Origin of the sequence: Streptomyces adelaidensis (genome assembly GCF_016598475.1) — a bacterium.
Lineage (GTDB): Bacteria > Actinomycetota > Actinomycetes > Streptomycetales > Streptomycetaceae > Streptomyces > Streptomyces adelaidensis.
In genome coordinates this window covers 1-25,410 of the sequence record NZ_JAEMUX010000081.1, presented here as the reverse complement: position 1 = coordinate 25,410, position 25,410 = coordinate 1, and the positions used below count along the sequence as shown (strand labels likewise).

Here is a 25,410-nt window from a genome sequence, read left to right as displayed (position 1 = left end):
GTCTGCATACACTGGCCGGTCGAATGACAGTTCGGCCGGTCCCGGCAGGAAGCAGAGACGACAGGTGACAGAAGCGATCCTCCTGGTCGGCGGCAGAGGCACCCGACTGCGTCCGCTTACGGTGCACACTCCGAAGCCCATGGTCCCGGCGGCCGGAGTTCCCTTCCTCACACACCAGTTGGCCCGGGCGAGAGCGGCGGGAGTCGACCACATAATCCTCGCCACCTCCTATCTGGCCGAGGTCTTCGAACCCCACTTCGGCGACGGCTCGGCCCTCGGCCTCCACCTCGAATACGTCACGGAGGAGGAGCCCCTCGGCACGGGCGGCGCGATCCGCAACGCGGCCTCGCACCTCCACTCCGGCCCCGAGGACCCCGTCCTCGTCTTCAACGGAGACATTCTCACCGGCCTCGACATCCGCCGCCTGGTCGCCACCCACGAGACGACCGGCGCGGATGTCTCCCTCCACCTGACCCAGGTGACCGACCCGCGCGCGTACGGCCTCGTCCCCACCGACGAGACGGGCCGCGTCCTCGCCTTCCTCGAAAAGCCCCAGACCCCCGAGGAGATAGTCACCGACCAGATCAACGCCGGCGCGTACGTCTTCCGCCGCTCGGTCATCGACACGATCCCCGCCGGCCGCCCCGTCTCGGTCGAACGCGAGACGTTCCCGGACCTCCTGGCGGCGGGCGCCCACCTCCAGGGCATGGTCGACTCGACGTACTGGCTGGACCTGGGCACCCCGGCGGCCTTCGTACGGGGCTCCGCGGACCTCGTCCTCGGCCGCGCCCCCTCCCCGGCCGTCCCCGGCCGCTGCGGCGACCGCCTCGTCCTCCCCACCGCCAGGGTCGCGGGCGACGCCAAGCTGACCGGCGGCACGGTGGTGGGCGAGGGCGCCTTCGTCGGCGAGGGCGCCCGGGTCTTCGGCAGCACCGTCCTCGCCGGCGCCGTGGTCGAACCCGGCGCCGTCATCACCGACTCCCTCATCGGCGCCCGCGCCCGCATCGGCGAACGCTCCATCCTCACCGGCACCGTAGTGGGAGACGGCGCCGTCATAGGCGCCGACAACGAACTCCGAGCCGGAGTCCGAGTCTGGTGCGACGCCCAAATCCCCACAGCGGCACTCCGCTTCTCATCGGACCAGTAGGCGGCAGGGTTTGATCGCGCAGTCCAACACTCTCTGAAGGGCCGCAGGCCCCTTCAGAGGCGCGGGGAACTGCGCGACAAGCCCCCACCGGACGGTCAGCCGAAAACGGGGGGTAGAAGGGGCGCAGCCCCTGGAGGATGGGACGGGTAGGGGCGGCGGGGGTGATCAAAACCCCTAAAGCCGCCCAATATCCCCCCGAGTCATCCGCGGCGAACGCCGCCCCGGCACCCGCCCCGACAACAAGATCAACCGAGCCGCCCGATGCCGCTGCCCCGCATACGGCTCCAACAACGACAACATCACGGAATCATCCGCATCCCGATCCCCCGCCAACGCGAACCCCACGATCCCCGGCAGATGCAGATCCCCCACAGTCACCGCATCCGCCGCCCCATGACTGCGCTGCACAGTCTCCGCCGAGGTCCAGGGCCCCACCCCCGGCACCACCTGCAACCGCGCCCGCGCATCCTCCGGCGCCATCCCCACGGCCTCCTCCAGCCGCCCCGCCACCCGAACCGCCCGCAGAATCGTCGACGCCCGCTTGTCGTCGACCCCGGCCCGATGCCACTCCCACGACGGAATCAGCGCCCACTCCCGCGCGCCCGGCATCACACACATCCGCTCCGGCACGGGCCCCGGCGCCGGCTCCCCGAACTTCCGTACGAGCAACCGCCACGCCCGGTACGCCTCGTCCGTCGTGACCTTCTGCTCCAGCACCGACGGGATGAGCGACTCCAGCACCAGCCCGGTCCGCGTCAGCCGCAACCCCGGCCGCCGCCGCCAGGTCACCGCCACGATCCGATGCCGAGGCACGAAGACATCCGGATCGTCCGACGCCCCGAGCATCGACGGCACCCGATCGAGCAGCCACTCGGCCCCGGGCCCCCACGCCTGCGCCTCGACGACCCCACCGCGCATCGCGACCCGCAAGGTCCCGGCCCCGACCGGCGTACGACTGGCCCGCCACACGGACCCGTCCGCCGTCGCCCGGAACGTCGGATCCCCGGGCCCCCGCCGCAGCGGCCCGAGCACCAGCCCCAGATCGAGCGCCCCCTCCGGCACCCACGTCCGCCGCACCCCCGGCGCAGCCGCCTGCCGCGGCACCCCACCGGGCGCGACGACATGCCCACCCCGCACAGTCGTACGAGTGGGCCGCTGCGGAAACCGTCCGGCCACGATGAGGTCCTAGGCGATATAGGAGAGCGGTGCCTTATGAGCGTAGGGCTCCGTGAGGCTTTCAGGGGCGCGGGGAACTGCGCGATCGACCACAGCGCACCGGCACTCGCGCACCCACCGGGGCCCTCACGAACCGTAGGCGCACCCGGCCCCCACCCACCTCACCGAACCTCGATGAACGCCCCCACCTCCCGCGCGGCCCGATCCGCAGGCTCACCCACCGCATGCCCCACAGCCACCGCCCCCATCGGATCCCACCCCTCCGGCAGCCCCAGAACCTCCCGCACGACCCCCCGGCAGAACATCGTCGAGGACACCCACGCCGACCCCAGCCGCTCCCCGGCCAGCGCGACGAGCAGGTTCTGCACCCCGGCCCCGGCGGCGACGACGAACATCTCCCGCTCGGCCGCGTCACGCCGCTCGTCCCCATAGAAGTGCGCCCCGTCCATCACCAGACACGGCACCACCAGATACGGCGCGTTCCGCAGCACGTCCCCGCGTCGCACCCGCTTCGCGACGGACTCCTCGCTCTTGCCGTCCCGCCGCAGATCCGCGATCCACGCGTCCCGCATGGCGTCCAGCAGCCGTACCCGCGACTCCTCCGACTCCAGCAGCACGAACCGCCACGGCGTCGTGTGATGCGGCGCGGGCGCGGTGACGGCGGCGGCCACGGCCCGCCGTACGGCTCCGGGATCGACCGGCTCGTCCGTGAACGTCCGCACCGTACGCCGCTGGGTCACCGCCAGCCGTACGGCCTCGGAGGTGCCGAGCCGGAACATGTCGTCCCGCGCGCCCCGGACCAGGGCCCGCGTCCCCTCGCCGTCGTCGTCGGCCACGACATGCGCCAGCCCCCGGACCACGGCGACGGGCAGCCCGGCGGACTTGCCCTTCACCAGGTCACCGGCGGCGGCCAGCTCGTCGGCGGTGGCGACGACGGTCGCGCTGAGCGGATTGCCGTGCGCGTCGGTGGCGCCCCGCAGGTCGTCGAGGACCCGCACCCCGGCCGCCCCGATGGCGACGTCCGTCAGCCCGCTGCGCCAGGGCCGCCCGAAGGTGTCGGTGACGACGACCCCGACCTCGACCCCGAGCGCGTCCCTGATCCCGTCCCGGATCGCGCGCGCGGAGGCGTCGGGATCCTCGGGCAGCAACAGCACGGTCCCGGAAGGCGTATTGGAGGCGTCGACCCCGGCGGCGGCCATCACCAGCCCCTGCCGGTTCTCCACGATCCGCAGGACCCCGCGCCGGGCCACCACCCGGACGGTCTCGGCATCGATCGCGGCCTCCCGGTCGGCCGCCTCGACGACCCGGCCCTCCGCCTTGGACACGATCTTCGAGGTGACCAGCAGCACGTCCCCGTCGGTCAGCCCCGGTTCAGCGGCGGCGACGAGCGCGGCAAGGTCGTCCCCCTTCTGCACCTCGGGCAGGCCGGCCACGGCCCAGACCCGATAGCCGCCGCCGGGTTGCGCCTCTCCCACGTTCTCCTCGCTCAAGCTCCCCGTACCTCCTCCGCCAGCGCCAGCGCCTCACGGGCCATGGCCGCCGTCGCGTCCAGATCGGTCATCATCAGCGGCACGGCCCGGCACCGTATCCCGGCGGTCTCGACGCGCTCCACGGTGCCCGCGTCGACGGGGTCGACGAGCCAGCCGTCGAGCAGCCCGGAGCCGTAGTGCTCGGCGACGGCCGCGGCGGTGGACTCGACGCCGACGGCGGCGAGGACCTTGTCGGCCATCCCGCGCACGGGCGCGTCGCCGACGATGGGGGAGAGGCCGACGACCGGCACCCCGGCCTCGGCGATGGCCTCCCGGATGCCGGGCACGGCGAGGATGGTGCCGACGGAGACGACGGGATTGGACGGCGGGAAGAGGATCACGTCCGCCTCGGCGATGGCCTCCAGGACCCCGGGCGCCGGCTTCGCCTGCTCGGCGCCGACCGGCACGATCGCCTCGGCCGGCACGGAGGCCCGCAGCCGCACCCAGTACTCCTGGAAGTGGATCGCCCGGCGCTCGCCGTCCTGCTCGACGGCGACATGGGTCTCGACGCGGTCGTCCGTCATGGGAATGAGCCGGACGCCCGGCTGCCATCGGTCGCACAGCGCCTCGGTGACCGCGCTCAGCGGATATCCGGCGCCGATCATCTGCGTCCGCACGATGTGGGTGGCGAAGTCCCGGTCACCGAGCCCGAACCACTCCGGCCCGACGCCGTACGCCGCGAGCTCCTCCTTGAGGTGGAAGGTCTCCTCGGCCCGGCCCCAGCCCTGCTCCTCGTTGATGCCGCCGCCGAGCGTGTACATCACCGTGTCGAGGTCCGGGCAGACCTTCAGCCCGAAGAGGTGGATGTCGTCGCCGGTGTTGCCGATGACCGTGATGTCCGCGTCCGGCACGGCCCGCTTCAGACCGCGCAGGAAACGGGCACCGCCGATGCCGCCTGCCAGAACCACAATGCGCATGGGAGAAGTCTCGCAGGCGGGTACGACATCGGGTCGCCCGGCCGTGACCACGGCCGGTTCCCACCGGCCCACGACCGCGGCACCCGGGGGTCAGGCCGTGACGGTCGCCGTCTCCGCAGCGCAGGCCTTCGTGTGCATCGGCATGTCGGTCAGACCGGGGTAGTAGATGTGCAGGCTGGTGGCCGGTTCCAGGGTGTCGTTGACGACCTCGTGGGCGTACCCCGGCGCGAACACGCGCTGCGCACCCGCGCCCAGTACCTGCGTGCCCCGGTCGGTGCGCTCGGTCAGCGTGCCGTCCAGCACGGTCAGTACGCCGGAGGAGCCCCCGTGGTCGTGCGGTCCCGTGCCCTGCCCCGGCACCCACGACAGCAGCCACACCTCGTACCCGGGACCGGTCAGCAGCCGGTGGTACCAGCGGGTCGTCGCGTCGTACTCGACGAGGTGCTCCCACCGGGAGCGGTCCTCGGCGATGGACCGGGCGAGCCCGGCGAACTCGGCCACGGTGACCGGGTGTTGGCGCGGCGCCTGGAGGAGGTGCGGTACTTCGAGGATGTCGCCGGCGATCTGGATGTCACTGTCGCTGTTCATGAAGTGGGGTGGTTCCTCAGTGAAAGAAAGGCCAGAGGGGAACAGAAGGCCGGGGCACGGAGACCTGGCCGACAGCCGGAGCGGGTGTGGCTCAACAGCTGGAACAGCGACAGCTACAGCGACAGCGGGCAGCACCGAGGGACCCGGGACGGGTCGAGGTGAGTGCCGAGTTCGCGAGCATGCCCACAAGCACAGCGGTTCACTCCTCCGCTGTCAACTTCACGTCCGCCATATGGATCCCGGTTCACCTCTTCCGGTGCATCCGCGCGGCGAAAGGTTTGTGCGGGGAGCGCCGGGGAGACATGGCGCTCAACCGGGCCGTGTCCGGAGCGAGTCGGTCCGAACGGGTCGGAACGAGATCGAACTCCCGGGCGTCCTTTCTCGTAAGGGAAGGGAGAGCCCATCCGGAACCCTCGTGTGCCGCCAGGCTGCCGTCAGGCTGCCGTCAGGGTTTATGCCGATTTGAACACTTTCCGCATAGCCTTGGTTCCGCAGAGTGAATAAGGGGCTCAATAGCAGATCTCGGCTTGACTCGCCCGTAGCAGCACACTTGTAATTTCACTCGTGTCGTTCAGCCGAAATCGGTAACGGCCGCACGACGGGGACGCGAAAGACGGACGAGGGGCGCACATGACCGAGCTCGTGCAGCAACTGCTGGTCGACGACGCGGACGAGGAACTCGGCTGGCAGGAGCGCGCGCTCTGCGCCCAGACCGATCCCGAGTCCTTCTTCCCCGAGAAGGGCGGCTCGACCCGCGAGGCCAAGAAGGTCTGCCTCGCCTGCGAGGTCCGCTCCGAGTGCCTCGAGTACGCCCTCGCCAACGACGAGCGGTTCGGCATCTGGGGCGGACTGTCGGAGCGCGAGCGCCGCCGCCTCAAGAAGGCAGCCATCTGACCCCGTCCGGCAACAGCCGAAGCAACAGCCGAAGCAACAGCCGAAGCAACAGCCGAACAGCGACAACCGAACACGTACGGCCCGTCGCCGGTGGTTGTCCACAGGCGGCGGGCCGCCGTGCTGCTCAGCCGTTAGTGTGGGCCCTCGTCCGAGACGTCCCGCTGTCCTCGCCGGACACAGACGTCCACCGCAGTCCATCGAACCGGGGCCCGTACCTCGATGTCCGTGCACAGCCACCCGGCAGCCCACCACGACGCTGCCGTTCCCGAGTTCCCACGCCACGTGGTGACCGCGGTCCTCGTCGCCCACGACGGCGCCCGCTGGCTGCCCGACGCGCTCGCCGGGCTGCTCGGCCAGGAGCGCCCCGTCCAGAGCGCCATGGCAGCCGACACCGGCAGCGCGGACGACTCCGCCCGGCTCCTCTCCGACGCCCTCGGCGCCGACCGCGTCCTGCACCTCGCCCGACGGACCGGTTTCGGCCAGGCCGTCGAGGAGGCCAACCGCACCGCGGGCGCCCTCACCCAGGACGACCTGGCGTACCTCAGGCGCCCCAGCGGCTGGGACCCCGTCACCCGCACCTGGCGCGACGACACCTACGACATGCCGGAGCTCCCGCACGGGGAACCGGTCCAGTGGCTGTGGCTGCTGCACGACGACTGCGCCCCCGAGCCCGACGCCCTCGCCCAGCTGCTGCGGGTCGTGGAGAACGAGCGGGAGCTCGGCCGGGACGACGTGGCCGTGGTCGGCCCCAAGCTGCGCGGCTGGTACGACCGCCGTCAGCTCCTCGAGGTCGGCGTCACCATCGCCCACTCCGGCCGCCGCTGGACCGGCCTGGACCGTCGCGAGCAGGACCAGGGCCAGCACGACCACGTCAAGACCAGCCTCGCCGTGTCCACCGCCGGCATGCTGATCCGCCGCGACGTCTTCGACGAGCTCGGCGGCTTCGACCGGCGCCTGCCCCTGATGCGTGACGACGTCGACCTGTGCTGGCGCGCCACCGCCGCCGGGCACCGCGTCCTCGTCGCCCCCGAAGCCGTCGTACGGCACGCCGAGGCGTCCTCACGCGAGCGCCGCACCGTCGACTGCGTGGGCCGCAGCGCCGCCTCCCCGCACATGGTCGACAAGGCGGGCGCCGTCTACACCCTCCTCGTCAACTCCCGTACGGCACAGCTCCCCTGGGTACTGCTGCGGATCGTCCTCGGCACGCTCCTCAGAACCGTCGCGTACCTCGTAGGCAAGGTCCCCGGACAGGCCGTCGACGAGATCCGCGGTCTGCTGAGCGCGCTGCTGCGGCCCGAGCGGATCATCGCCGGGCGGCGCAGGCGAGGCCGCTCGCAGCTGGACAAGGCCGAGCTGCGTCCGCTGTTCCCGCCGCCCGGCGCGACCGTGCGGGCCACCGTCGAACAGGCCGCGGGCGATCTGTTCGGGCACTCCGACGCCGAGGCTCCCCAGGCCGGCCGGCACGGCGGCGCGGTCGAGTCCGGGCCTGGTGACGACGACGCCGACTTCCTTCAGGTCGAGCAGTTCGCCCGGCTCAAGCGCGTCGCCCGCAAGCCCGGGCCCGTGCTCTTCGCGCTCCTGCTGCTCGCCTCGCTCGTCGCCTGCCGCGAGCTGCTCGGCGGCGGCGCGCTCGCGGGCGGCGCCCTGCTGCCCGCCCCCGCCGACTCCGCCGAGCTGTGGTCGCGCTACCTGGACGCCTGGCACCCGGTCGGCGCCGGCGGCACCGAGGCCGCGCCGCCGTATCTGGCGCTCGTGGCCATGCTCGCCTCCCTGCTCTTCGGCTCCACCGGACTCGCGGTCACCGTGCTCCTCGTGGCCTCCGTGCCGCTGGCCGGCTTCACCGCGTACTTCGCCTCGCGCCCCCTCGTGGAGTCCCGGCTGCTGCGCGCCTGGGCGGCCGTCGTGTACGCCTTCCTGCCCGCCGTCACCGGCGCGCTGGCGGCCGGTCGCATCGGCACCGCCGTCCTCGCGATCCTGCTGCCCCTCATCGCCCGCGCGGGCGCCGCGGCCGCCGGGCTCACGAACAGCACGGGGGCGCGCGGCAGCTGGCGCGCCACCTGGGCGTACGCGCTGCTGCTGTCGATCACCACCGCGTTCACCCCCATCGTCTGGCCCATCGCACTGCTCCTCGGCCTCGGGCTCCTCGCCGTGCGCCGCCGCGAGATCACCGCCTACGGTCCGCGTTTCCTCGCCCAGCTGGGCACCCCGCTGCTGATCCTCGCCCCCTGGTCGCTGACGCTGCTGCCGTTCGGCTTCTTCCAGGAGGCCGGTCTGGAGTACGGCGCGAGCGCGGCCTCCGCGACCGACCTGCTCGGCATCAGCCCCGGCGGGCCCGGCACGGTCGGCGGGCTGACGCTCATCGGCGTCGTCCTGGCCGCGCTGGCCGCCCTGCTCCGCTCGGAACGTCAGTTGGGAATCCGGACGGCCTGGACGGCGGCCCTGGTGGCCCTCGTCTTCGCGGTCCTCTCCAACGGCTCCGCCTGGGCCGGTCCCGCGACCCTCGTCTACGGCCTCGCCCTCCTCGCCGCCGCCACCCTGGGCGCCGACGGGGCACGCTCGCGTGTGGCCGAGCAGAGCTTCGGCTGGCGTCAGCCGGTGGCCGTGCTCATCGCGCTGGCCGCCGCAGTCGGCCCGCTGCTGGCCGCCGCCGGATGGATGATCGGCGGCGCCGACGGGCCCGTGGAGCGCCGCGACCCCGTCCAGGTGCCCGCGTTCGTCGCCGAGGAGAGCGGCACCCGCGACCAGGCCCGCACCCTCGTCCTCGACAGCGACTCCACCGCCCAGGTCGGCTACACCCTGGTCCGCGGCTCCGGCGTCCGCCTCGGCGACGGCGAATTCACCGCCGCCGAGGGGGAGAACAAGCAGCTCGACAAGGTCGTCGCCAACCTGGTCGCCGGCTCAGGCGCCGACCAGAGCGACGAACTCGGCGCCTTCGCCGTGCGCTACGTCCTCGTCCGCCCGGGCGCGCCCCGCGAGGTCAGCCGCGTCATGGACGCCACCCCCGGCCTGAGCAGGCTCAGCCAGCAGGACGGCAGCGCCCTGTGGCGCTTGGACCGCCAGGTCGCCCGCGTCACCATCGAGGCCTCCTCGGGCGACCCGAAGGCCGTCGCCGCCGGTCCCGTCGACGTGCACACCACCATCCCGGCCGGCGGTTCGGGCCGGGTCCTGCGCCTCGCCGACACCGCCGACGAGTCCTGGACCGCGACCCTCGACGGCAAGCCGCTGACCGCCACCACGGTCGACGGCTGGGCCCAGGGCTTCCAGCTGCCCGTCGGCGGCGGCAGGTTGGACGTCGTCTTCGACTCCCCGGTGAGCCACACCGGCTGGCTGTGGGCCCAGGGCTCGCTCGCCGTCGTCCTCGTGATCCTCGCCCTGCCCGGCCGCCGCCGTGACGTCGACGACGACCTCCCCGACGAGCCGGTAGCCGTGCCCGCCCAGGACATCACCGGCGACGGCCGCCGCGCCCGACGCCTGCGTGCCCAGGCGGAGGCAGAGGCCGAGGAGTCAGCCGACCCCGGCCTGCCCTTCGCCCCTCAGGAGGCCCCGGCCACCGCTCCCGTCCCGCAGCAGCCCGCGTACGGCGACTGGGACGCCGCGCAACAGGCGGGCGCCGCCGCCGAGTACGGCCACTACGACCAGCAGTACCAGGGCGGCCAGCAGTACCCGGCGGGCACGTACGACCAGCAGCACTACCAGGCGGACCCTTACCAGGGCGGCCAGTACGACCCGTACGCCTACGGGGGCAGCGCGGCTCCCTACGATCAGACGTACGCCCAGGGCTACGACGCGACGTACGACCCGTCGCAAGGCACCGGCGCCGACAGTGAGCGCCCCGACGGGAGCCAGCAGTGAACCGCACGACCCTGTCCCTGATCGCCGGCACCACCGCCCTCGCCGCGGTCACCGGCTTCGCCGCGCTCACCGCGCCCGACGCCTCCGGCGGCGACACCACCACCGAGGCGGCCGTCCAACTGCCGGTGCAGCGCACGAGTCTGCTCTGCCCCCAGCCGAGCACCTCGGACGTCGCGGAGACCGCGTACACGTCCTTCACCCCCGTCACCGAGGGCACCGGAGGCGACGGCAGCGCCGAACTGGCGGCGGCGGGCGGGAAGTCGGCGGGCAAGAAAGAGCAAGCAGGCAAGGAGGACAAGAAGGAAGACAAGGCCGTCGTCGAGCCCAAGGAGCCCGGCAAGCCCGTGACCAACAGCGTCGACGGCGCCGAGTCGCCCGCGCTGATCGGCACGGCCGAGGGCAAGTTCGCGCCCGGCTGGACGGTCCAGGAGACCACCGAGGTCGCCGCAGGCACCGGCCGCGGCCTGCTCGGCGTCAACTGCTCCGCCCCGGACACGGAGTTCTGGTTCCCAGGCACCAGTACGGCCGCGGACCGCACCGATTACGTCCACCTCACCAACCCGGACGACTCGGCCGCCGTCGTCGACATCGAGCTCTACGGCAAGGACGGCGCCCTGAAGTCGACGGCGGGGGAGGGCATCACGGTCCAGCCCCGCTCCAGCGAGCCGGTCCTGCTGTCGACGCTCGCCACGGCGAAGGCGGCCGACCTCACGGTCCACGTCAGCGTCCGCAGCGGCCGGGTCGCCGCCGCGGTCCAGTCCCTCGACGACAAGCTGGGCGGCGACTGGCTGGCCGCCGCGGCCGACCCGGCGGGCAGCGTGGTCCTCCCCGGCATCCCGAAGGACGCCACTTCCGTACGCCTCGTCGTCTTCACCCCTGGCGACACCGACGCCGACCTGAAGGTACGGCTCGCCTCGCCGTCCGGCCCGATCACCCCGGCCGGCAACGAGACGCTGCACGTCAAGGCGGGCATGACCGCCTCCGCCGACCTGGGTGACATCACGCGCGGCGAGGCCGGTTCCCTGCTGCTGACCCCCACCGACGAGGCGATCCCGGTGGTGGCCGCCCTCCGCGTCGTCCGCGGCAAGGGCGACAACCAGGAAACGGCCTTCATCCCGGCCACCCGCCCCGTCGGCACGCGCGCGACAGCCGCCCACAACACTGCCAAGGGCACCACCCTCGCCCTGACCGCCCCCACCCGCACGGCCGAGGTCAAGGTCACCGCGTCCGCGGGCAGCGGCGCCGGCGAGCCCACCACCAAGACCTTCACCATCAAGGCCGGCACCACCCAGAACATCGCCATGCCCGCCCCGACCGGCCTCAAGGGCACCTACGCCCTGACCGTCGAACCCGTCTCGGGCGGCCCCGTCCACGCCTCCCGAACCCTGGAATCCAAGCTCGAAACCCTCTCAGCCTTCACCATCCAGCCCCTCCAGGACGACCGAGGCACGGTGGCAGTACCGGAGGCGAATCAGGACCTGTCGGTACTGCAGAGGTAAGCCGCCGCCCCAGGTCTTGGCCTCAAGGGGCGCGGGGAACGGCGCGACAAGCCCCCACGGACCCGCAGCCGAAAAACGGGGGTAGAAGGGGCGCGGCCCCTGGGGGATGGGACGGGTAGGGGCGGCGGGGGCGAAAACACATCAGAAGCCCCCCGACGTCACTCCTCCCCGTCCCCATCCCCGTACCGAGGATCCACCGTCTCCGGATTCAACCCCAACAACTCGGCCACCTGCTCGACCACGACCTCATGAACCAGCGCGGCCCGCTCGTCCCGCCCCTTGGTACGGATCTCCACCGGCCGTCGATAGACGACGACCCGCGCAGGCCGCCCCTCCCGCGCGGCGACGGTCCCGCCCAGCGGCACGGCCTCCTCGTTCCACGTCCCGTCCCCCGGCCCGTCGAGCCGCGGCACTTCGAGGACGAGGAAGTCGATGTCCGCGAGCTGCGGCCATCGCCGCTCCAGCCGCTCCACGGAGTCCTGTACAAGATCCGCGAACATCTCGGCGCGACTCGCCGCGAGCGGCACCTGGGGCGGCGCGATGGGGCCGCGCATCCCCCTGCCGTGCCGGTCTCGGCGGCGGGGCCCGGGTGCGGAGGCGGCGCGGGGCGGTACGAGGTTGTCCATCACCTGCGAAGCGTAGTCCCCGCGAGGTCCGCGCGCCCGGCTCCACACTCCCGGCCCGCACCACCGGCTCGACCTGGCTGACCTGGCAAGTCCGACCGGTTCGCCGCACGCGATCACCACGGGGGCCACCACCCGGGGCCGTACGGCATGTCGCAGGATGACCATTCCGGCCAAGGTTGGGCTCGATTCCATATCTCGCCGAGACCGACTGACTCACGTCAATTGTCATGGTCTATAGCGAAAGTTGACCACCAGGGGGAGTGTTCGGTATCCCGGACGCCGGGCTACTCGCAGGTCAGTGCGGTGGGTTCGGAGGGGCGTGTGGGGCGATTCGCGGCACGACACGGTGGAGTGACCTGGTGGAGAGTCGTCGCGGCCCGCTCAAGAGTGCGGTACCGTCCAACGTCGTGAGCCCTGTACGTCGCTGTTCGCGCACCGCCTGCGGCCGTCCCGCCGTCGCGACGCTGACGTACGTCTACGCCGACTCGACCGCGGTCCTCGGCCCCCTCGCCACCTACGCCGAACCCCACTGCTACGACCTGTGTGCCGAGCACTCCGAGCGCCTCACCGCGCCGCGAGGCTGGGAGGTCGTACGGCTGCTGGACTCCTCCGCTCCCGCACGCCCCAGCGGTGACGACCTGGAAGCGCTTGCCAACGCCGTGCGCGAGGCGGCCCGCCCGCAGCGGCGTGCCGCGGATGCCGGTGGCGGCCCCCGCACGGCGGACCCGATGGAGGTCGCCCGGCGCGGCCACCTCCGGGTGCTGCGCTCGCCCGACAACTGACGCAACGGGCACGGCTGTTGCCGTACGCCCCCCTTCGTGGTCGTTCTTGTGCACGCTGTTTCGCGGCGCTCCTCTCCTCCCGTTCCGCTGTCGTTCTCCGTGGCTGTTTCCGATCCCTGCCGTTTCACTCGGTGACGCACGCCTGTTGACGCCGTGTCGGCACGGACGCGACCATTCCGGGTGCCCGTGAGAAACCGCTTCCGCATCGCGGAATCCGGGGAGGCTCCCGTGTACGTCCAGGAACTGGAACCCGTGGCCGGCTCGCTCGGCCTGTCCGCCCTCGTCGCGACCCTGCCCCTCGTCATCGTCCTGATCCTGCTCGGCGGGGTCCGCCTGAAAGCGCATCTGGCGGGCCTGACCGGCCTGCTGGCGGCCGCACTGGTCGCCTGGCTCGCCTACGGCATGCCGCTCGGCCAGACGCTCTCCAGCGCCGCCCAGGGAGCCCTGTTCGGTCTCTTCCCGATCATGTGGATCGTCGTCAACGCCCTGTGGGTGTACCGGATGACCGTCCACACCCGGCACTTCGACATCCTGCGCCGCTCCTTCGGACGGCTCTCCGACGACCCGCGCATCCAGGCGCTCGTCGTCGCCTTCTGCTTCGGCGCGCTCCTGGAAGCCCTCGCCGGCTTCGGCGCGCCGGTCGCCATCTGCTCGGTCATGCTCGTCGCGCTCGGCTTCGAACCGGTGAAGGCTGCCGTGGTCGCCCTGGTCGCCAACACCGCGCCCGTCGCCTTCGGGGCCATGGGCACCCCGGTCGTCACACTCGCCCAGGTCACCGAACTGCCCCTGGACACCGTGGCGTCCGTGGTCGGCCGGCAGACACCCCTGCTCGCCCTCGTCGTGCCGCTCGTCCTCGTCGGTCTGGTCGACGGGCGGCGCGGGGTGCGCGAGACCTGGGTGCCCGCCCTGGCATGCGGGACCGCCTTCGCCGTCGGCCAGTTCGTCGCCTCCAACTACCTCTCCGCGCAACTCGCCGACATCGGGGCCGCCTTGCTGGGCGCGGCCGCCCTCGTCGCCGTACCCCAGGCGCGCCGGCCCGCCGCCGAACCCGTACGGGCCGCCGTCCTGACCGGCGTGCGCAGCGAGGACCTCGACGAGGAGGGCCCGCCACGCGAAGTCCTGCGCGCCTACGCCCCGTACGCGCTGATCGTCGCGATCTTCTCCGTCGCCCAGATCCCGGCGGTGAAGGACTGGCTGGCCGGGGCGACACAGACATACGACTGGCCCTTCCTGGACGTCGCGAACCCGGCCGGCGACGCCGTCGGCGGCAATGTCTTCATCTGGCCGGTCGTGTCCACCGGCGGCACGCTGGTACTGCTCGCCGGCCTGTGCACCGCCGTCGTACTGGGGGTCCACGCGCGCGTGGCCGTCCGGGAGTGGGCGGCCACGGTCCATGAACTGCGGTTCGCCATCCTCACCGTGACGTCCGTCCTGGCGCTCGCCTACGTCATGAACCTCTCCGGACAGGCCGCCACCATCGGGCACTTCGTGGCGGCGGCCGGCGCCGGGCTGGCCTTCCTGTCGCCCGTGCTGGGCTGGTTCGGCGTCGCGGTCTCCGGCTCCGACACCTCCGCGAACGCCCTCTTCGGCGCCCTCCAGGTGAACGCGGCCCGCCAGTCGGGCCTGTCGCCCGAACTCCTCGCCGCCGCCAACAGCTCCGGCGGCGTCCTCGGCAAGATGATCTCCCCGCAGAACCTGACCATCGCCTGCGCCGCCGTCGGCCTCGCGGGCCGCGAGGGCGACCTGCTGCGCAAGGTGCTCCCGTGGAGCCTGGGGCTGTTGCTGGTGATGTGCCTGATTGTGGTGGGGCAGAGCACGCCCGTACTGGAGTGGATGCTTCGATGACGGCCACCACTGTGCTCTGAGGTCGCACAGCGGATTGTCGGTCCGGGCGGGTAGTTTGGGTGGCCGGTGAGGACTTCAGGAGGGTTTGACCGTGGCTGCTGACCTGTCGACGATAGTGAAGGCGTACGACGTACGCGGGGTGGTCCCGGACCAGTGGGACGAGCCCCTGGCCGAGCTCTTCGGGGCGGCCTTCGTACGGGTGACCGACGCTGACGCCATCGTCATCGGCCACGACATGCGTCCCTCCTCCCCCGGCCTGTCGCGTGCCTTCGCGCGCGGGGCGGCTGCGCTCGGGGTACATGTGACCGAGATCGGCCTCTGCTCCACGGACCAGCTGTACTACGCGTCGGGCGCGTTCAACCTGCCCGGCGCCATGTTCACGGCCTCCCACAACCCCGCCCAGTACAACGGCATCAAGATGTGCCGCGCGGGCGCCGCCCCCGTCGGCCAGGACACCGGCCTCGCCGAGATCCGCGAACTGGCAGAGGCCTGGAGCGAGTCGGGCGCACCGGAGCCGGCCGCGACCCCGGGAACGATCACCAGCCGGGACACGTTGGAGGATTACTCGGCGCACCTCCTGGGCCTCGTCGACCTGACCTCCAGCCGCCCCCTGAAGGTCGTCGTCGACGCGGGCAACGGCATGGGCGGCCACACGGTCCCCACGGTCTTCGCCGGCCTGCCGCTGGACCTGGTCCCCATGTACTTCGAGCTGGACGGCACGTTCCCGAACCACGAGGCCAACCCCCTCGACCCGGCGAACATCGTCGACCTCCAGAAGCGTGTCCGGGAGGAGGGCGCCGACCTCGGCATCGCCTTCGACGGCGACGCCGACCGCTGCTTCGTCGTCGACGAGCAGGGCAACCCGGTCTCGCCCTCCGCGGTCACCGCCCTGGTCGCCTCCCGCGAGCTCGCCAAGCACGGCGGCAAGGGCGTGGTCATCCACAACCTGATCACCTCCTGGTCCGTCCCCGAGGTGGTGAAGGAGAACGGCGGCACACCGGTGCGCACCCGCGTCGGCCACTCCTTCATCAAAGCCGAGATGGCCAGAACGGGCGCCATCTTCGGCGGCGAGCACTCCGCCCACTACTACTTCGCCGACTTCTGGAACGCCGACACGGGCATGCTGGCCGCCCTCCACGTCCTCGCGGCCCTCGGCGGCCAGGACGGCCCCCTCTCCGGCCTCGTGGCCCAGTACGACCGCTACGCCGGCTCCGGCGAGATCAACTCCACCGTCGCCGACCAGTCAGACCGCCTCACCGCCGTCAGAACCGCCTACGAGAACCAACAAGGCATCACCCTCGACGACCTGGACGGCCTCACCATCACCTCCCCCGACTGGTGGTTCAACGTCCGCCCCTCCAACACCGAACCCCTCCTCCGCCTGAACGCGGAGGCCCGCGACGAGACGACGATGACAAAGGTCCGGGACGAGGTGCTGGCAATCATCAGGGCGTGAGACTGGGGGCATGGGGCGAAGCCCCTGCTTTTGAGGGGCGCGGGGAACTGCGCGATCAACCCCGACGCACCCGCACCCGCACCCGCCAACGCACCCAAGCCCCCCGAGCCCGACCGCGGGGGTCGAAGGGGCGCAGCCCCTGGATGGGGGAGGGATGGTAGGGGCGGCGGGGGCGAGAAACCCCTGCCAGACCCCCAGGCACCCGGCACCAACCCCCACACGGCGGTACTCTGACCAGGCCGCACCGCACAATCCGCCCCCGAAGGGACCCGACATGCCGCTCGAAGCCGGCCTCCTGGAGATCCTCGCCTGCCCGGCGTGCCACGCCCCCCTCACCGAGGAGGACACCGAGCTGGCCTGCACGAGCCAGGACTGCGGCCTCGCCTACCCGATCCGGGACGGCATCCCCGTACTCCTCGTGGACGAGGCCCGCCGCCCCGCGTGACCCACGCGATCAAGCTCTCGCACGAGGCGTAACCACGCACGGGCCGGGAAAACAGGCGTAACGCGAAAAGGCGTAATTAGGGCACCCGGCGATCGGAGACTGCCGCCCATGCTCGACGAATCGCTGCTAGACACCCCCGACGCCCTGTCGGACGCGGACCGACGCGGCCTGCTCCGCGGCGCCGCCGAGGCCGGCGCCCGGGTCCGCACGGCCATCCGCCTCGGCACCGAGGCGGGCATCCCCGACCTGAAACCGGACGGCCGCCCCCGCGGCCTCCTGATCGCGGGCCCCGGCATGGCCTCCGCGGGCGTCGCCGACCTGCTGAGCGCCCTCGCGGGCACCAGCTGCCCCCTCACCCGCCTCCACCCCACCGGCGTGGCCCCCGCCGCCGGCGCCCTCCGCTGGGAGCTCCCCGGCTGGACAGGCCCGGTCGACCTCCTTCTGGTCGCCACCGCGGACGGCAGTGAACCCGGCCTGGCGATCCTCGTCGAACAGGCGTACCGCCGAGGCTGCACGGTCGTCGCCGTCGCCCCGGCCCACACCCCCGTCGCCGAGGCGGTGGCAAGCGCCCACGGCCTCTTCGTACCGATGGCACCCGCCCCGTACGAGCAGGAGGTGCCCCTCGGCGCCTCCGCCCCCGGCATCCTGTGGGCGCTGCTCACCCCGATGCTCGCGCTCCTCGACCGCACCGGCCTGGTCGCGGCCTCGCCGGACGCCCTGCAGCAGGTCGCCGACCGCCTCGACCACGTCGCCGAGCGCTGCGGCCCGGCCATCGCCACGTACAGCAACCCGGCCAAGACGCTCGCCGCCGAGCTGGCCGACGCGCTCCCGGTGATCTGGACCGAGGGCCAGGCCGCGGGCCCGGTGGGCCGCCGTTTCGCGTCCGCGCTCGCCGAGCTGGCGGGCCGCCCGGCCGTCGCCGCCCAGCTGCCGGAGGCCCTCGCCTCGCACACGGTGCTGCTGTCCGGCCCGCTGGCCGCGAGCGCTGACCCCGAGGACTTCTTCCGCGACCGGGTCGAGGAGCCACCCGCCTTCCACGCGCGCGTGGTGCTCCTCCGCGACCGCCCGACCGGCGGCCTGAGCGCCGTTCCGGCCGCCCGTGAGCTGGCCCTCGGCCACGACACCGCGATCAGCGAGCTGGAACCCGACGAGGGCAGCGACCTGGAAACCCTCGCGGAGATGATCGCCATCACGGATTTCGCCGCCGTTTACCTGTCGCTCGCTTCCGGAGCCTGATCTTTACCGGAGCCCGACCCCGGCCGGGCCCCGGCAGGCTCCCCACGTACGGAGAAACTCACAGCATGGACCGCCTCGACAACACCATCCGCCCCTACGCCTGGGGCTCGACCACAGCCATCCCGCAGCTCCTCGGCGTGGCACCCACCGGCGAGCCGCAGGCGGAGATGTGGATGGGCGCCCACCCCGGCGCACCCTCGCGCACCGGGCGCGGCCCCCTCACCGAGGTGATCGACGAGGCCCCGGAACGCGAGCTGGGAGCCCCGGCCGTCGCCAAGTTCGGCCCCCGCCTCCCCTTCCTCCTCAAGATCCTCGCCGCTGGCGCCCCCCTCTCCCTCCAGGTCCACCCAGACCTCGAACAGGCCAGGGAGGGCTACGAGGACGAGGAGCGCCGGGGCATCCCGATCGACGCCGGCCACCGCAACTACAAGGACGCCAACCACAAGCCCGAACTGATCTGCGCTCTCACGGAGTTCGACGGCCTCTGCGGCTTCCGCGACCCGCTCCAGGCCGCCGACCTGCTCGCCGCCCTCGACGTCGACTCCCTCAAGCCGTACGCCGACCTCCTGCGCGCCCACCCTGAAGAGGCCGCCCTGCGCGAGGTGTTGACCGCGGTGCTGAGCGCCGACCCCGAAGCCATGTCCCACACGGTCACCGAGACCGCGGCCGCCTGCGCCCGCCTCGGCGGCGCCTACGCCCCGTACGCCGACATCGCCCACCACTACCCGGGCGACCGCGGCGTCATCGCCGCCATGCTGCTCAACCACGTGCGCCTGCAGCCCGGCGAGGCCCTGTTCCTCGGAGCCGGGATCCCGCACGCGTACCTCGACGGTCTCGGCGTCGAGATCATGGCCAACTCCGACAACGTCCTGCGCTGCGGCCTGACCCCCAAGCACGTCGACGTCCCGGAACTCCTGCGCGTCGTCCGCTTCGAGGCGACCGACCCCGGCGTCCTGCGCCCCGAGGCGTCCCCCGACGGCGAGGAGGTCTACGAGACCCCCATCGACGAGTTCCGCCTCTCCCGCTACGTCCTCCCCGAGGGCGCCGCCCCGCACGACCTCACCCGCGCCACCCCGCAGATCCTCCTCTGCACGGCCGGCTCGGTACGCGCGGGCGAACACACGCTCGCTCCCGGCGAGTCGGTCTTCGTACCGGCGGACGAAAAGGCCGAAGTGTCCGGACCGGGCACCCTGTTCCGCGCGACCGTGGTCGCTTGAGCAGCGTGAACCCCTCCTGATCCACAGCCTCTCGCACCAACGCCGGACCGGGCTGCAACAATGCCTTCTGCAAAAGGCGGGCAAAGCCCGGTCGGCGACGGACGAAGCGTGTGCATGCGCGCGCATGCACACGCACAGACATATGCGTAGGCGAAGGGACACCTCGGACACATGAGCGCGTCAGGCGGCACCAAGGCGATCGTGGCGGCACTCGGCGCCAACCTAGCGATCGCGGTAGCGAAGTTCGTGGCGTTCATCTTCAGTGGCTCGTCGTCGATGCTCGCAGAGTCCGTGCACTCCCTCGCCGACTCCGGCAACCAGGGCCTGCTCCTCCTCGGCGGCAAGAAGGCCAAGCGCGAGGCGACCCCGCAACACCCCTTCGGCTACGGCCGCGAGCGCTACATCTACGCCTTCCTCGTCTCCATCGTCCTCTTCTCCGTCGGCGGCATGTTCGCCATCTACGAGGGCTACGAGAAGATCAAGCACCCGCACGAGATCGACCACTGGTACTGGCCGGTCGGCGTCCTCATCTTCGCGATCATCGCCGAGTCCTTCTCCTTCCGCACCGCCATCAAGGAGTCCAACCTCCTGCGTGGCAACAAGTCCTGGACCGAGTTCGTCCGCCACGCCAAGGCCCCCGAGCTGCCGGTCGTCCTCCTGGAGGACCTCGGCGCTCTCGTCGGCCTGATCCTCGCCCTCGGCGGCGTCGGCCTCGCCCTGCTCACCGGCGACGGCATCTGGGACGGCATCGGCACCCTCTGCATCGGTGTCCTGCTCATCCTGATCGCGATCATCCTCGCCGCCGAGACCAAGTCCCTGCTCCTCGGCGAGTCCGCAGGGGTCGAGGACGCCGAGAAGATCGCGAAGGCCGTCGTGGACGGTGACACCGTCACCGGCGTCATCCACATGCGCACCCTGCACCTCGGTCCTGAGGAACTCCTCGTCGCCGCCAAGATCGCCCTCCAGCACGACGACACGGCCACCGAGGTCGCCTCCGCCATCAACGCCGCCGAGGCCCGCATCCGCGAGGCCGTCCCGATCGCCCGCGTCATCTACCTCGAACCCGACATCTACAGCGAGACCGAGGCCGCCAAGGGCGCCGACCCCGAGGCCGCCCCCGGCGGCCCGACCCCGACCGCCGAGCACTGACCCGCCGACCACTTCCCGCCAGGGACCCGGGCCCGCCGCGAACCACCGCGACGGGCTCTTTCCCGTCCCCGCCCCATGGATCGCGCCTCGGGAACACCCGGCCCGACAGCCGTCTTCGGCTTGATCTGTACGGAGGCGGACTGGGGCCGCGCGGGTCGACCGGTGTAGCTTGGGGCGGAGCCAGACGTCGCTGCTGATGGCGGTCGGGCGGTCCCAGTGAGGACCGGCCGAGGGAGAGAGGGCCTCCGACGGACTGCGCTGCGCGCACCGGGCATGCCTGTGTCCTCTTCGGGGCACCCCTGTGTCCGCCGCCGCGCAGACCAGCCCTATCCATCCCTCGACCCGACACCGAGGAGCAGCTCGTAATGACGACTGTCGACAACCGGCAGGACTTCAAGGTCGCCGACCTCTCCCTGGCCGAGTTCGGCCGCAAGGAGATCACCCTCGCCGAGCATGAGATGCCCGGTCTGATGGCGATCCGCAGGGAGTACGCCGAGGCGCAGCCGCTGGCCGGCGCCCGGGTCACCGGCTCGCTGCACATGACCGTGCAGACCGCCGTCCTGATCGAGACCCTGGCCGCCCTCGGCGCCCAGGTCCGCTGGGCCTCCTGCAACATCTTCTCCACCCAGGACCACGCGGCCGCGGCCATCGCCGTCGGCCCGGACGGCACGGTGGACAACCCGCAGGGCGTCCCGGTCTTCGCCTGGAAGGGCGAGACCCTGGAGGAGTACTGGTGGTGCACCGAGCAGGCGCTGACCTGGCCGGCCAGCCCCACCGGCGGCCCGAACATGATCCTCGACGACGGCGGTGACGCCACCCTCCTCGTGCACAAGGGCGTGGAGTACGAGAAGGACGGCAAGGTCCCTGCGGTCGACACCGCCGAGAACGAGGAGCACCGCGTCATCCTCGAACTCCTGAACCGCACGATCACCGACGGCTCGCAGAAGTGGACCCAGCTCGCGTCGGAGATCCGCGGCGTCACGGAGGAGACCACCACCGGTGTCCACCGCCTGTACGAGATGCAGCGCGACGGCGTGCTGCTGTTCCCGGCGATCAATGTGAACGATGCCGTGACCAAGTCGAAGTTCGACAACAAGTACGGCTGCCGCCACTCCCTGATCGACGGCATCAACCGTGCCACCGATGTCCTGATCGGTGGCAAGACGGCGGTCGTGTGCGGTTACGGCGACGTGGGCAAGGGCTGTGCGGAGTCGCTGCGCGGTCAGGGCGCCCGGGTGATCGTCACCGAGATCGACCCGATCTGCGCGCTGCAGGCGGCGATGGACGGGTACCAGGTCACGACGCTGGACGAGGTCGTCGACAAGGCTGACATCTTCATCACCACGACCGGCAACAAGGACATCATCATGGCCTCGGACATGGCCAGGATGAAGCACCAGGCCATCGTCGGCAATATCGGCCACTTCGACAACGAGATCGACATGACCGGCCTCGCGAAGATCCCGGGCATCGTCAAGGACGAGGTCAAGCCGCAGGTCCACACGTGGAAGTTCGCGGACGGCAAGGTCCTCATCGTGCTGTCCGAGGGCCGTCTGCTGAACCTGGGCAACGCCACGGGGCATCCGTCGTTCGTGATGTCGAACTCCTTCGCGGACCAGACGCTGGCGCAGATCGAGCTGTTCACCAAGCCCGACGAGTACCCGACGGGTGTGTACACGCTGCCCAAGCACCTCGACGAGAAGGTCGCCCGCCTCCACCTCGACGCGCTCGGCGTGAAGCTCACCACGCTCCGCTCCGAGCAGGCCGCCTACATCGGCGTAGAGGTCGACGGCCCGTACAAGTCGGACCACTACCGCTACTGATCCGCCCGGTGGTTGGTGCTTCAACGCGTCCGCCCACTGACGCACCCACCACGGCAGCAGTTCCCAGGCAGGCCCCCCGCACCGCTCGTGCCGGGGGCCTGCCCCTTCGGCTCCGTAGCCGCCCGTCGGCCGGACCAGCCCGTCAAGACCCAGGACCCCCATGCCCCGCGGCCGGTATTCGCTTCACGACCCGCACGACCACACCCCCCTCGCCGAAGAACACTTCCACTGCGCACCCGGCCCGTCCGGGTGGCGCTACGTCTCCCAACGGACCACCCCGTCCGGTGACCACGCCGGCTCCGTCGACCTCGCCCTCGACGAACTCGGCCGCCCCATCCGCCTCGAACTCCACGCCGCGAGCTGGCAGGTCCGCGGCGCCGCCCTCGACGGCGTCACCTGGGTCCGCACCGACCCCACCGGGACGGAAGCCACCGAAGGCAATGTCCGCGCCCACGCCTTCACGGGCACCTCCCCGGCCTTCCTCATCGCCACCGCCCGTCTTCTGCGCCTCACCCCCGCGGCCCCCGCCACCCGCGTACGCCTCGTCGCCTTCACCGATCCGGTCCTCGCCCCGCGCACCGTCGACCAGTCCTGGGCCTTGATCGAAAGAGAAGCACACGCCACTGACAACGGCCCGCTGACCGTGGACGAATACCAGGTCACAGCCCTGGACACGGGCGAGCGGCACACAGTTCACCTCGCGGGCGACGTCGTCCTCGCGGCACCCGGAATCGAGCTGGAACACCTGGAGACCCCGCCGTCCTCGTTCGCCTGACGGCGAGGCCCGGCTGACGTCGGCCCGGGCGACCGGCGCCAGGGCTCACGCAGGCGGAGCGAACCCGGACCCCGGCCGCTCAGCAGGCGGCTCCTGCGAAGGTTCAGGGGCCATCGGAGCGGCAAGGCCCGGAGCGCCCCCTGTGGGCGGTGCATAACCGGAGGCGCCCGCAGGAGGCGGCGCCTGGCTCGCGTACCCCCCGGGCGGGGCGTACGCCGGAGCCACTGGAGGCTGTGCCACCGGCGGGTATGCCACCGACTCACCCCACCCAGGCCCGGCGACGACCGCACCCGGCGCTACCGGGACACCTGAGTTCCCCGCCACGCTCCCGAACGCCCGTCGAGCCTCCCGCGCCTGCCGCTCGTGCACCGCAGCCGCCAGATAGGCACCGGCCGGCACCCCGTACGGCGCCGGAGCCCCCGTACTCGCCGCGAGATCCGCGGCGAGACGTTCCGCCACCGCCGCGCCTACCTGTGGGTCCAGCTGTCGCATCCGCGTCAGGTACTGGCGGATGGCCAGCCACAGCCCCTCCGGGACGCCGGACAGATCGAGCCCGGCGAACTGCCCCACGAGCCAGGGCGGCGGCGGAGGCACGAACGACGCCTTCCCGGCCGGCACCCGCTCTCGTACGACCAGCGTCCCCGCGAACACATCACCCAGCCGCCGCCCCCGCGCCGACACGAGCGAGGCGATGCACGCGACGACCCCGAACGTCATCAGGATCTCGACCACCCCGACGGCACCGCGCACCAGCGCGTGCCGGAACCGGATCGGCCCGCCGTCGTCCCGCACCACCCGCAGCCCGCACGCCAGCTTCCCCAGCGAACGCCCATGGCTCAGCGTCTCCACCGCGATCGGCCCGCCCACCAGTACGAGCAGGAAGCTCGCGACGGATATCGCCGCCTGCGCGGCCTCGTCGAGCCCCGCCGTCGCGAGCACCAGGACCAGGACCACCGCGAGATACACGATCATGGCCACGATCAGGTCGAGCAACACGGCCAGCGCCCGGCTCGGCAGCTTCGCGGGACGCAGCTCCAGCGCCACCGCCTCGCCCGTCACTAGCTCACTCACACCCGTAGTCCTTCCGGTTTCATCCCCTGACCTGCCCTGAGACCGGCCAGTCTGCCAAGCTGAGGACACATTGCGCAGTACGACCAGTACGACAAGCTGACACGCAGTACAAGAGGGACGAGGAGCACCCAACCCGATGGACCTCGATGTCTTCGTGTCCGCCCATCGCGCCGAGTGGGACCGCCTCGACGCCCTGCTCCGCCGCCAGCGGCGACTCAACGGCGCCGAGGTCGACGAACTCGTCGCCCTCTACCAGCGCACCGCCACCCACCTTTCCCTGATCCAGTCCAGCGCCCCGGACCCGCAGCTCACCGGCCGCCTGAGCCAACTGGTGGCCCGCGCGCGCAGCGCCGTGACAGGAAACCGACGCGCCTCCTGGCGCGACGTCACGCGCTTTCTGACCCACGGTTTCCCCGCCGCGGTCTACCGCGCACGCCACTGGTGGGTCCCCGCCGCCCTTCTCTCCACCCTCGTCGCCGTCCTCCTGGGCTGGTGGATCGGCACACATCCGGAGGTCCAGGCCACCATCGTCGCCCCCGACGAACTGCGCGAGATGACCCGCCCCGGCGGCCAGTACGAGACGTACTACTCCAGCCACCCCGCAGCATCTTTCGCCGCCCAGGTATGGACGAACAACGCCCAGGCCGCCGCGATGTGCCTGGTCCTGGGCATCTTCCTGGGCCTGCCGGTCCTCTGGATCCTGCTCCTGAACATGCTCAACCTCGGTGTGGGCATCGGCCTGATGTCATCGGCCGGCCGCCTCGACGTTTTCCTAGGCCTGATCCTCCCGCACGGCCTCCTGGAACTGACCGCCGTCTTCGTGGCCGCCGGCACAGGTCTCCGCCTCGGCTGGACCGTCATTGACCCCGGCCCCCGCAGCCGTCGTTCGGCCCTGGCCGAGGAGGGGCGCGCCGCCCTGGGCATGGCGATAGGCCTGGCGCTGGTCCTCTTCGTCTCCGGCGCCATCGAAGGCTTCGTCACCCCGTCCGGCCTGCCCACCTGGGCCCGCATCACCATCGGCATCCTCGCCGAACTCGCCTTCCTCGCCTACGTCTATGTCCTGGGCGGACGTGCCGTGAGGGCCGGCGACACCGGCGACATCGAGGAGCACGAACGCAGTGCCGCCGTCCCCACCGCCGCCTGATGTGCGAACACCCCCGTCGGGCTGTTAGTCTCCTCTTCGTTCCCGCAAGAGCCGTTGACATGGCGCCTGTGGGGAGGTAGATTAGAACAGTTGCCTAGAGGTGGAAACATCCTAGGGTGACCATGTTCATCTATTGGATCCTCGTGGAAACGCTTTTTCCCGAGTGAGCCCACCCGAATGAATCAGAAACAAGCAGCTGGTTAGTCCGGCCAAAAACTTCTGATAAAGTCGGAATCGCT

General features: G+C 71.7%; 20 protein-coding genes. 14 read left to right on the top strand and 6 right to left on the bottom strand.

The genetic code is table 11. From position 1 onward, the window contains the following. The first annotated feature begins 64 nt into the window (after nucleotides 1-64). Nucleotides 65-1,147, top strand: coding sequence for a mannose-1-phosphate guanylyltransferase (gene manB / locus I8N67_RS32975; RefSeq protein ID WP_200307928.1), 1,083 nt, complete (start codon nucleotides 65-67; stop codon nucleotides 1,145-1,147). Nucleotides 1,148-1,321: 174 nt separating this feature from the next. Here manB and I8N67_RS32970 read toward each other — a convergent pair whose 3' ends face one another. From I8N67_RS32970 to I8N67_RS32955, 4 genes are all read right to left on the bottom strand, one after another. Beyond that, nucleotides 1,322-2,323 carry a DNA-3-methyladenine glycosylase family protein gene (locus I8N67_RS32970; RefSeq protein ID WP_200307927.1) on the bottom strand — a complete coding sequence of 334 codons (1,002 nt, stop codon included), beginning with the start codon at nucleotides 2,321-2,323 and terminating at the stop codon, nucleotides 1,322-1,324. Nucleotides 2,324-2,484: 161 nt separating this feature from the next. Next, entirely contained in the window at nucleotides 2,485-3,813 is a 1,329-nt protein-coding gene (locus I8N67_RS32965) for a coenzyme F420-0:L-glutamate ligase (protein WP_200307926.1), read from the bottom strand. After that, nucleotides 3,810-4,769 (bottom strand): 2-phospho-L-lactate transferase, encoded by a 960-nt coding sequence (gene cofD / locus I8N67_RS32960; protein ID WP_200307925.1) that lies wholly within the window; start codon nucleotides 4,767-4,769, stop codon nucleotides 3,810-3,812. The genes I8N67_RS32965 and cofD overlap by 4 nt, the downstream gene beginning before the upstream one ends. Before the next feature lie 90 nt (nucleotides 4,770-4,859). Beyond that, entirely contained in the window at nucleotides 4,860-5,357 is a 498-nt protein-coding gene (locus I8N67_RS32955; RefSeq protein ID WP_200307924.1) for a cysteine dioxygenase, read from the bottom strand. Between the two features lie 630 nt (nucleotides 5,358-5,987). Between I8N67_RS32955 and I8N67_RS32950 the strand changes: the two genes are divergently transcribed. From I8N67_RS32950 to I8N67_RS32940, 3 genes are all read left to right on the top strand, one after another. Then, entirely contained in the window at nucleotides 5,988-6,251 is a 264-nt protein-coding gene (locus I8N67_RS32950) for a WhiB family transcriptional regulator (protein ID WP_010986447.1), read from the top strand. 219 nt (nucleotides 6,252-6,470) lie between these two features. Further along, the gene (locus tag I8N67_RS32945; RefSeq protein ID WP_200307923.1) at nucleotides 6,471-10,103 is read left to right on the top strand and encodes a glycosyltransferase family 2 protein; all 3,633 of its coding nucleotides are present in this window, start codon (nucleotides 6,471-6,473) and stop codon (nucleotides 10,101-10,103) included. Beyond that, complete coding sequence (locus I8N67_RS32940) at nucleotides 10,100-11,602, top strand: DUF5719 family protein (protein ID WP_200307922.1); 1,503 nt, start codon at nucleotides 10,100-10,102, stop codon at nucleotides 11,600-11,602. Before I8N67_RS32945 ends, I8N67_RS32940 begins: the two co-directional genes overlap by 4 nt. Nucleotides 11,603-11,760: 158 nt before the next feature. On the opposite strand, the gene I8N67_RS32935 is transcribed toward I8N67_RS32940, so the two are convergent. Continuing rightward, on the bottom strand, nucleotides 11,761-12,228 hold the full coding sequence (locus I8N67_RS32935; RefSeq protein WP_200307937.1) for a metallopeptidase family protein: 468 nt from the start codon (nucleotides 12,226-12,228) through the stop codon (nucleotides 11,761-11,763). Nucleotides 12,229-12,587: 359 nt separating this feature from the next. Here I8N67_RS32935 and I8N67_RS32930 point away from each other — a divergent pair, with 359 nt between their 5' ends. The 9 genes from I8N67_RS32930 to I8N67_RS32890 all read left to right on the top strand — a co-directional run bounded on the left by I8N67_RS32930 (nucleotide 12,588) and on the right by I8N67_RS32890 (nucleotide 22,956). Continuing rightward, nucleotides 12,588-13,010 (top strand): DUF3499 domain-containing protein, encoded by a 423-nt coding sequence (locus tag I8N67_RS32930; protein WP_200307921.1) that lies wholly within the window; start codon nucleotides 12,588-12,590, stop codon nucleotides 13,008-13,010. 228 nt (nucleotides 13,011-13,238) lie between these two features. Next, entirely contained in the window at nucleotides 13,239-14,855 is a 1,617-nt protein-coding gene (locus I8N67_RS32925; protein ID WP_200307920.1) for an L-lactate permease, read from the top strand. Between the two features lie 91 nt (nucleotides 14,856-14,946). Next, nucleotides 14,947-16,311 carry a phosphomannomutase/phosphoglucomutase gene (locus I8N67_RS32920; protein ID WP_200307919.1) on the top strand — a complete coding sequence of 455 codons (1,365 nt, stop codon included), beginning with the start codon at nucleotides 14,947-14,949 and terminating at the stop codon, nucleotides 16,309-16,311. 274 nt (nucleotides 16,312-16,585) lie between these two features. Continuing rightward, a complete protein-coding gene (locus I8N67_RS32915; protein WP_200307918.1) occupies nucleotides 16,586-16,756 on the top strand; it encodes a Trm112 family protein in 171 nt (56 codons plus the stop codon). A 108-nt stretch (nucleotides 16,757-16,864) separates the two neighbouring features. Next, nucleotides 16,865-17,992 (top strand): SIS domain-containing protein, encoded by a 1,128-nt coding sequence (locus tag I8N67_RS32910; protein ID WP_200307917.1) that lies wholly within the window; start codon nucleotides 16,865-16,867, stop codon nucleotides 17,990-17,992. A 65-nt stretch (nucleotides 17,993-18,057) separates the two neighbouring features. Continuing rightward, a complete protein-coding gene (gene manA, locus I8N67_RS32905) occupies nucleotides 18,058-19,209 on the top strand; it encodes a mannose-6-phosphate isomerase, class I (protein ID WP_200307916.1) in 1,152 nt (383 codons plus the stop codon). 171 nt (nucleotides 19,210-19,380) lie between these two features. After that, nucleotides 19,381-20,358 carry a cation diffusion facilitator family transporter gene (locus I8N67_RS32900; RefSeq protein ID WP_200307915.1) on the top strand — a complete coding sequence of 326 codons (978 nt, stop codon included), beginning with the start codon at nucleotides 19,381-19,383 and terminating at the stop codon, nucleotides 20,356-20,358. A 365-nt stretch (nucleotides 20,359-20,723) separates the two neighbouring features. Continuing rightward, nucleotides 20,724-22,181: an adenosylhomocysteinase gene (gene ahcY, locus I8N67_RS32895; RefSeq protein WP_200307914.1), complete on the top strand. Its 1,458-nt coding sequence runs from the start codon at nucleotides 20,724-20,726 to the stop codon at nucleotides 22,179-22,181. 160 nt (nucleotides 22,182-22,341) lie between these two features. Further along, complete coding sequence (locus tag I8N67_RS32890; RefSeq protein ID WP_200307913.1) at nucleotides 22,342-22,956, top strand: hypothetical protein; 615 nt, start codon at nucleotides 22,342-22,344, stop codon at nucleotides 22,954-22,956. A gap of 45 nt (nucleotides 22,957-23,001) precedes the next feature. On the opposite strand, the gene I8N67_RS32885 is transcribed toward I8N67_RS32890, so the two are convergent. Next, nucleotides 23,002-24,027 (bottom strand): RDD family protein, encoded by a 1,026-nt coding sequence (locus tag I8N67_RS32885; RefSeq protein WP_200307912.1) that lies wholly within the window; start codon nucleotides 24,025-24,027, stop codon nucleotides 23,002-23,004. Between the two features lie 136 nt (nucleotides 24,028-24,163). On the opposite strand from I8N67_RS32885, the gene I8N67_RS32880 reads away from it, so the two are divergent. Beyond that, the gene (locus I8N67_RS32880) at nucleotides 24,164-25,171 is read left to right on the top strand and encodes a stage II sporulation protein M (RefSeq protein ID WP_200307911.1); all 1,008 of its coding nucleotides are present in this window, start codon (nucleotides 24,164-24,166) and stop codon (nucleotides 25,169-25,171) included. Nucleotides 25,172-25,410: the final 239 nt, after the last annotated feature.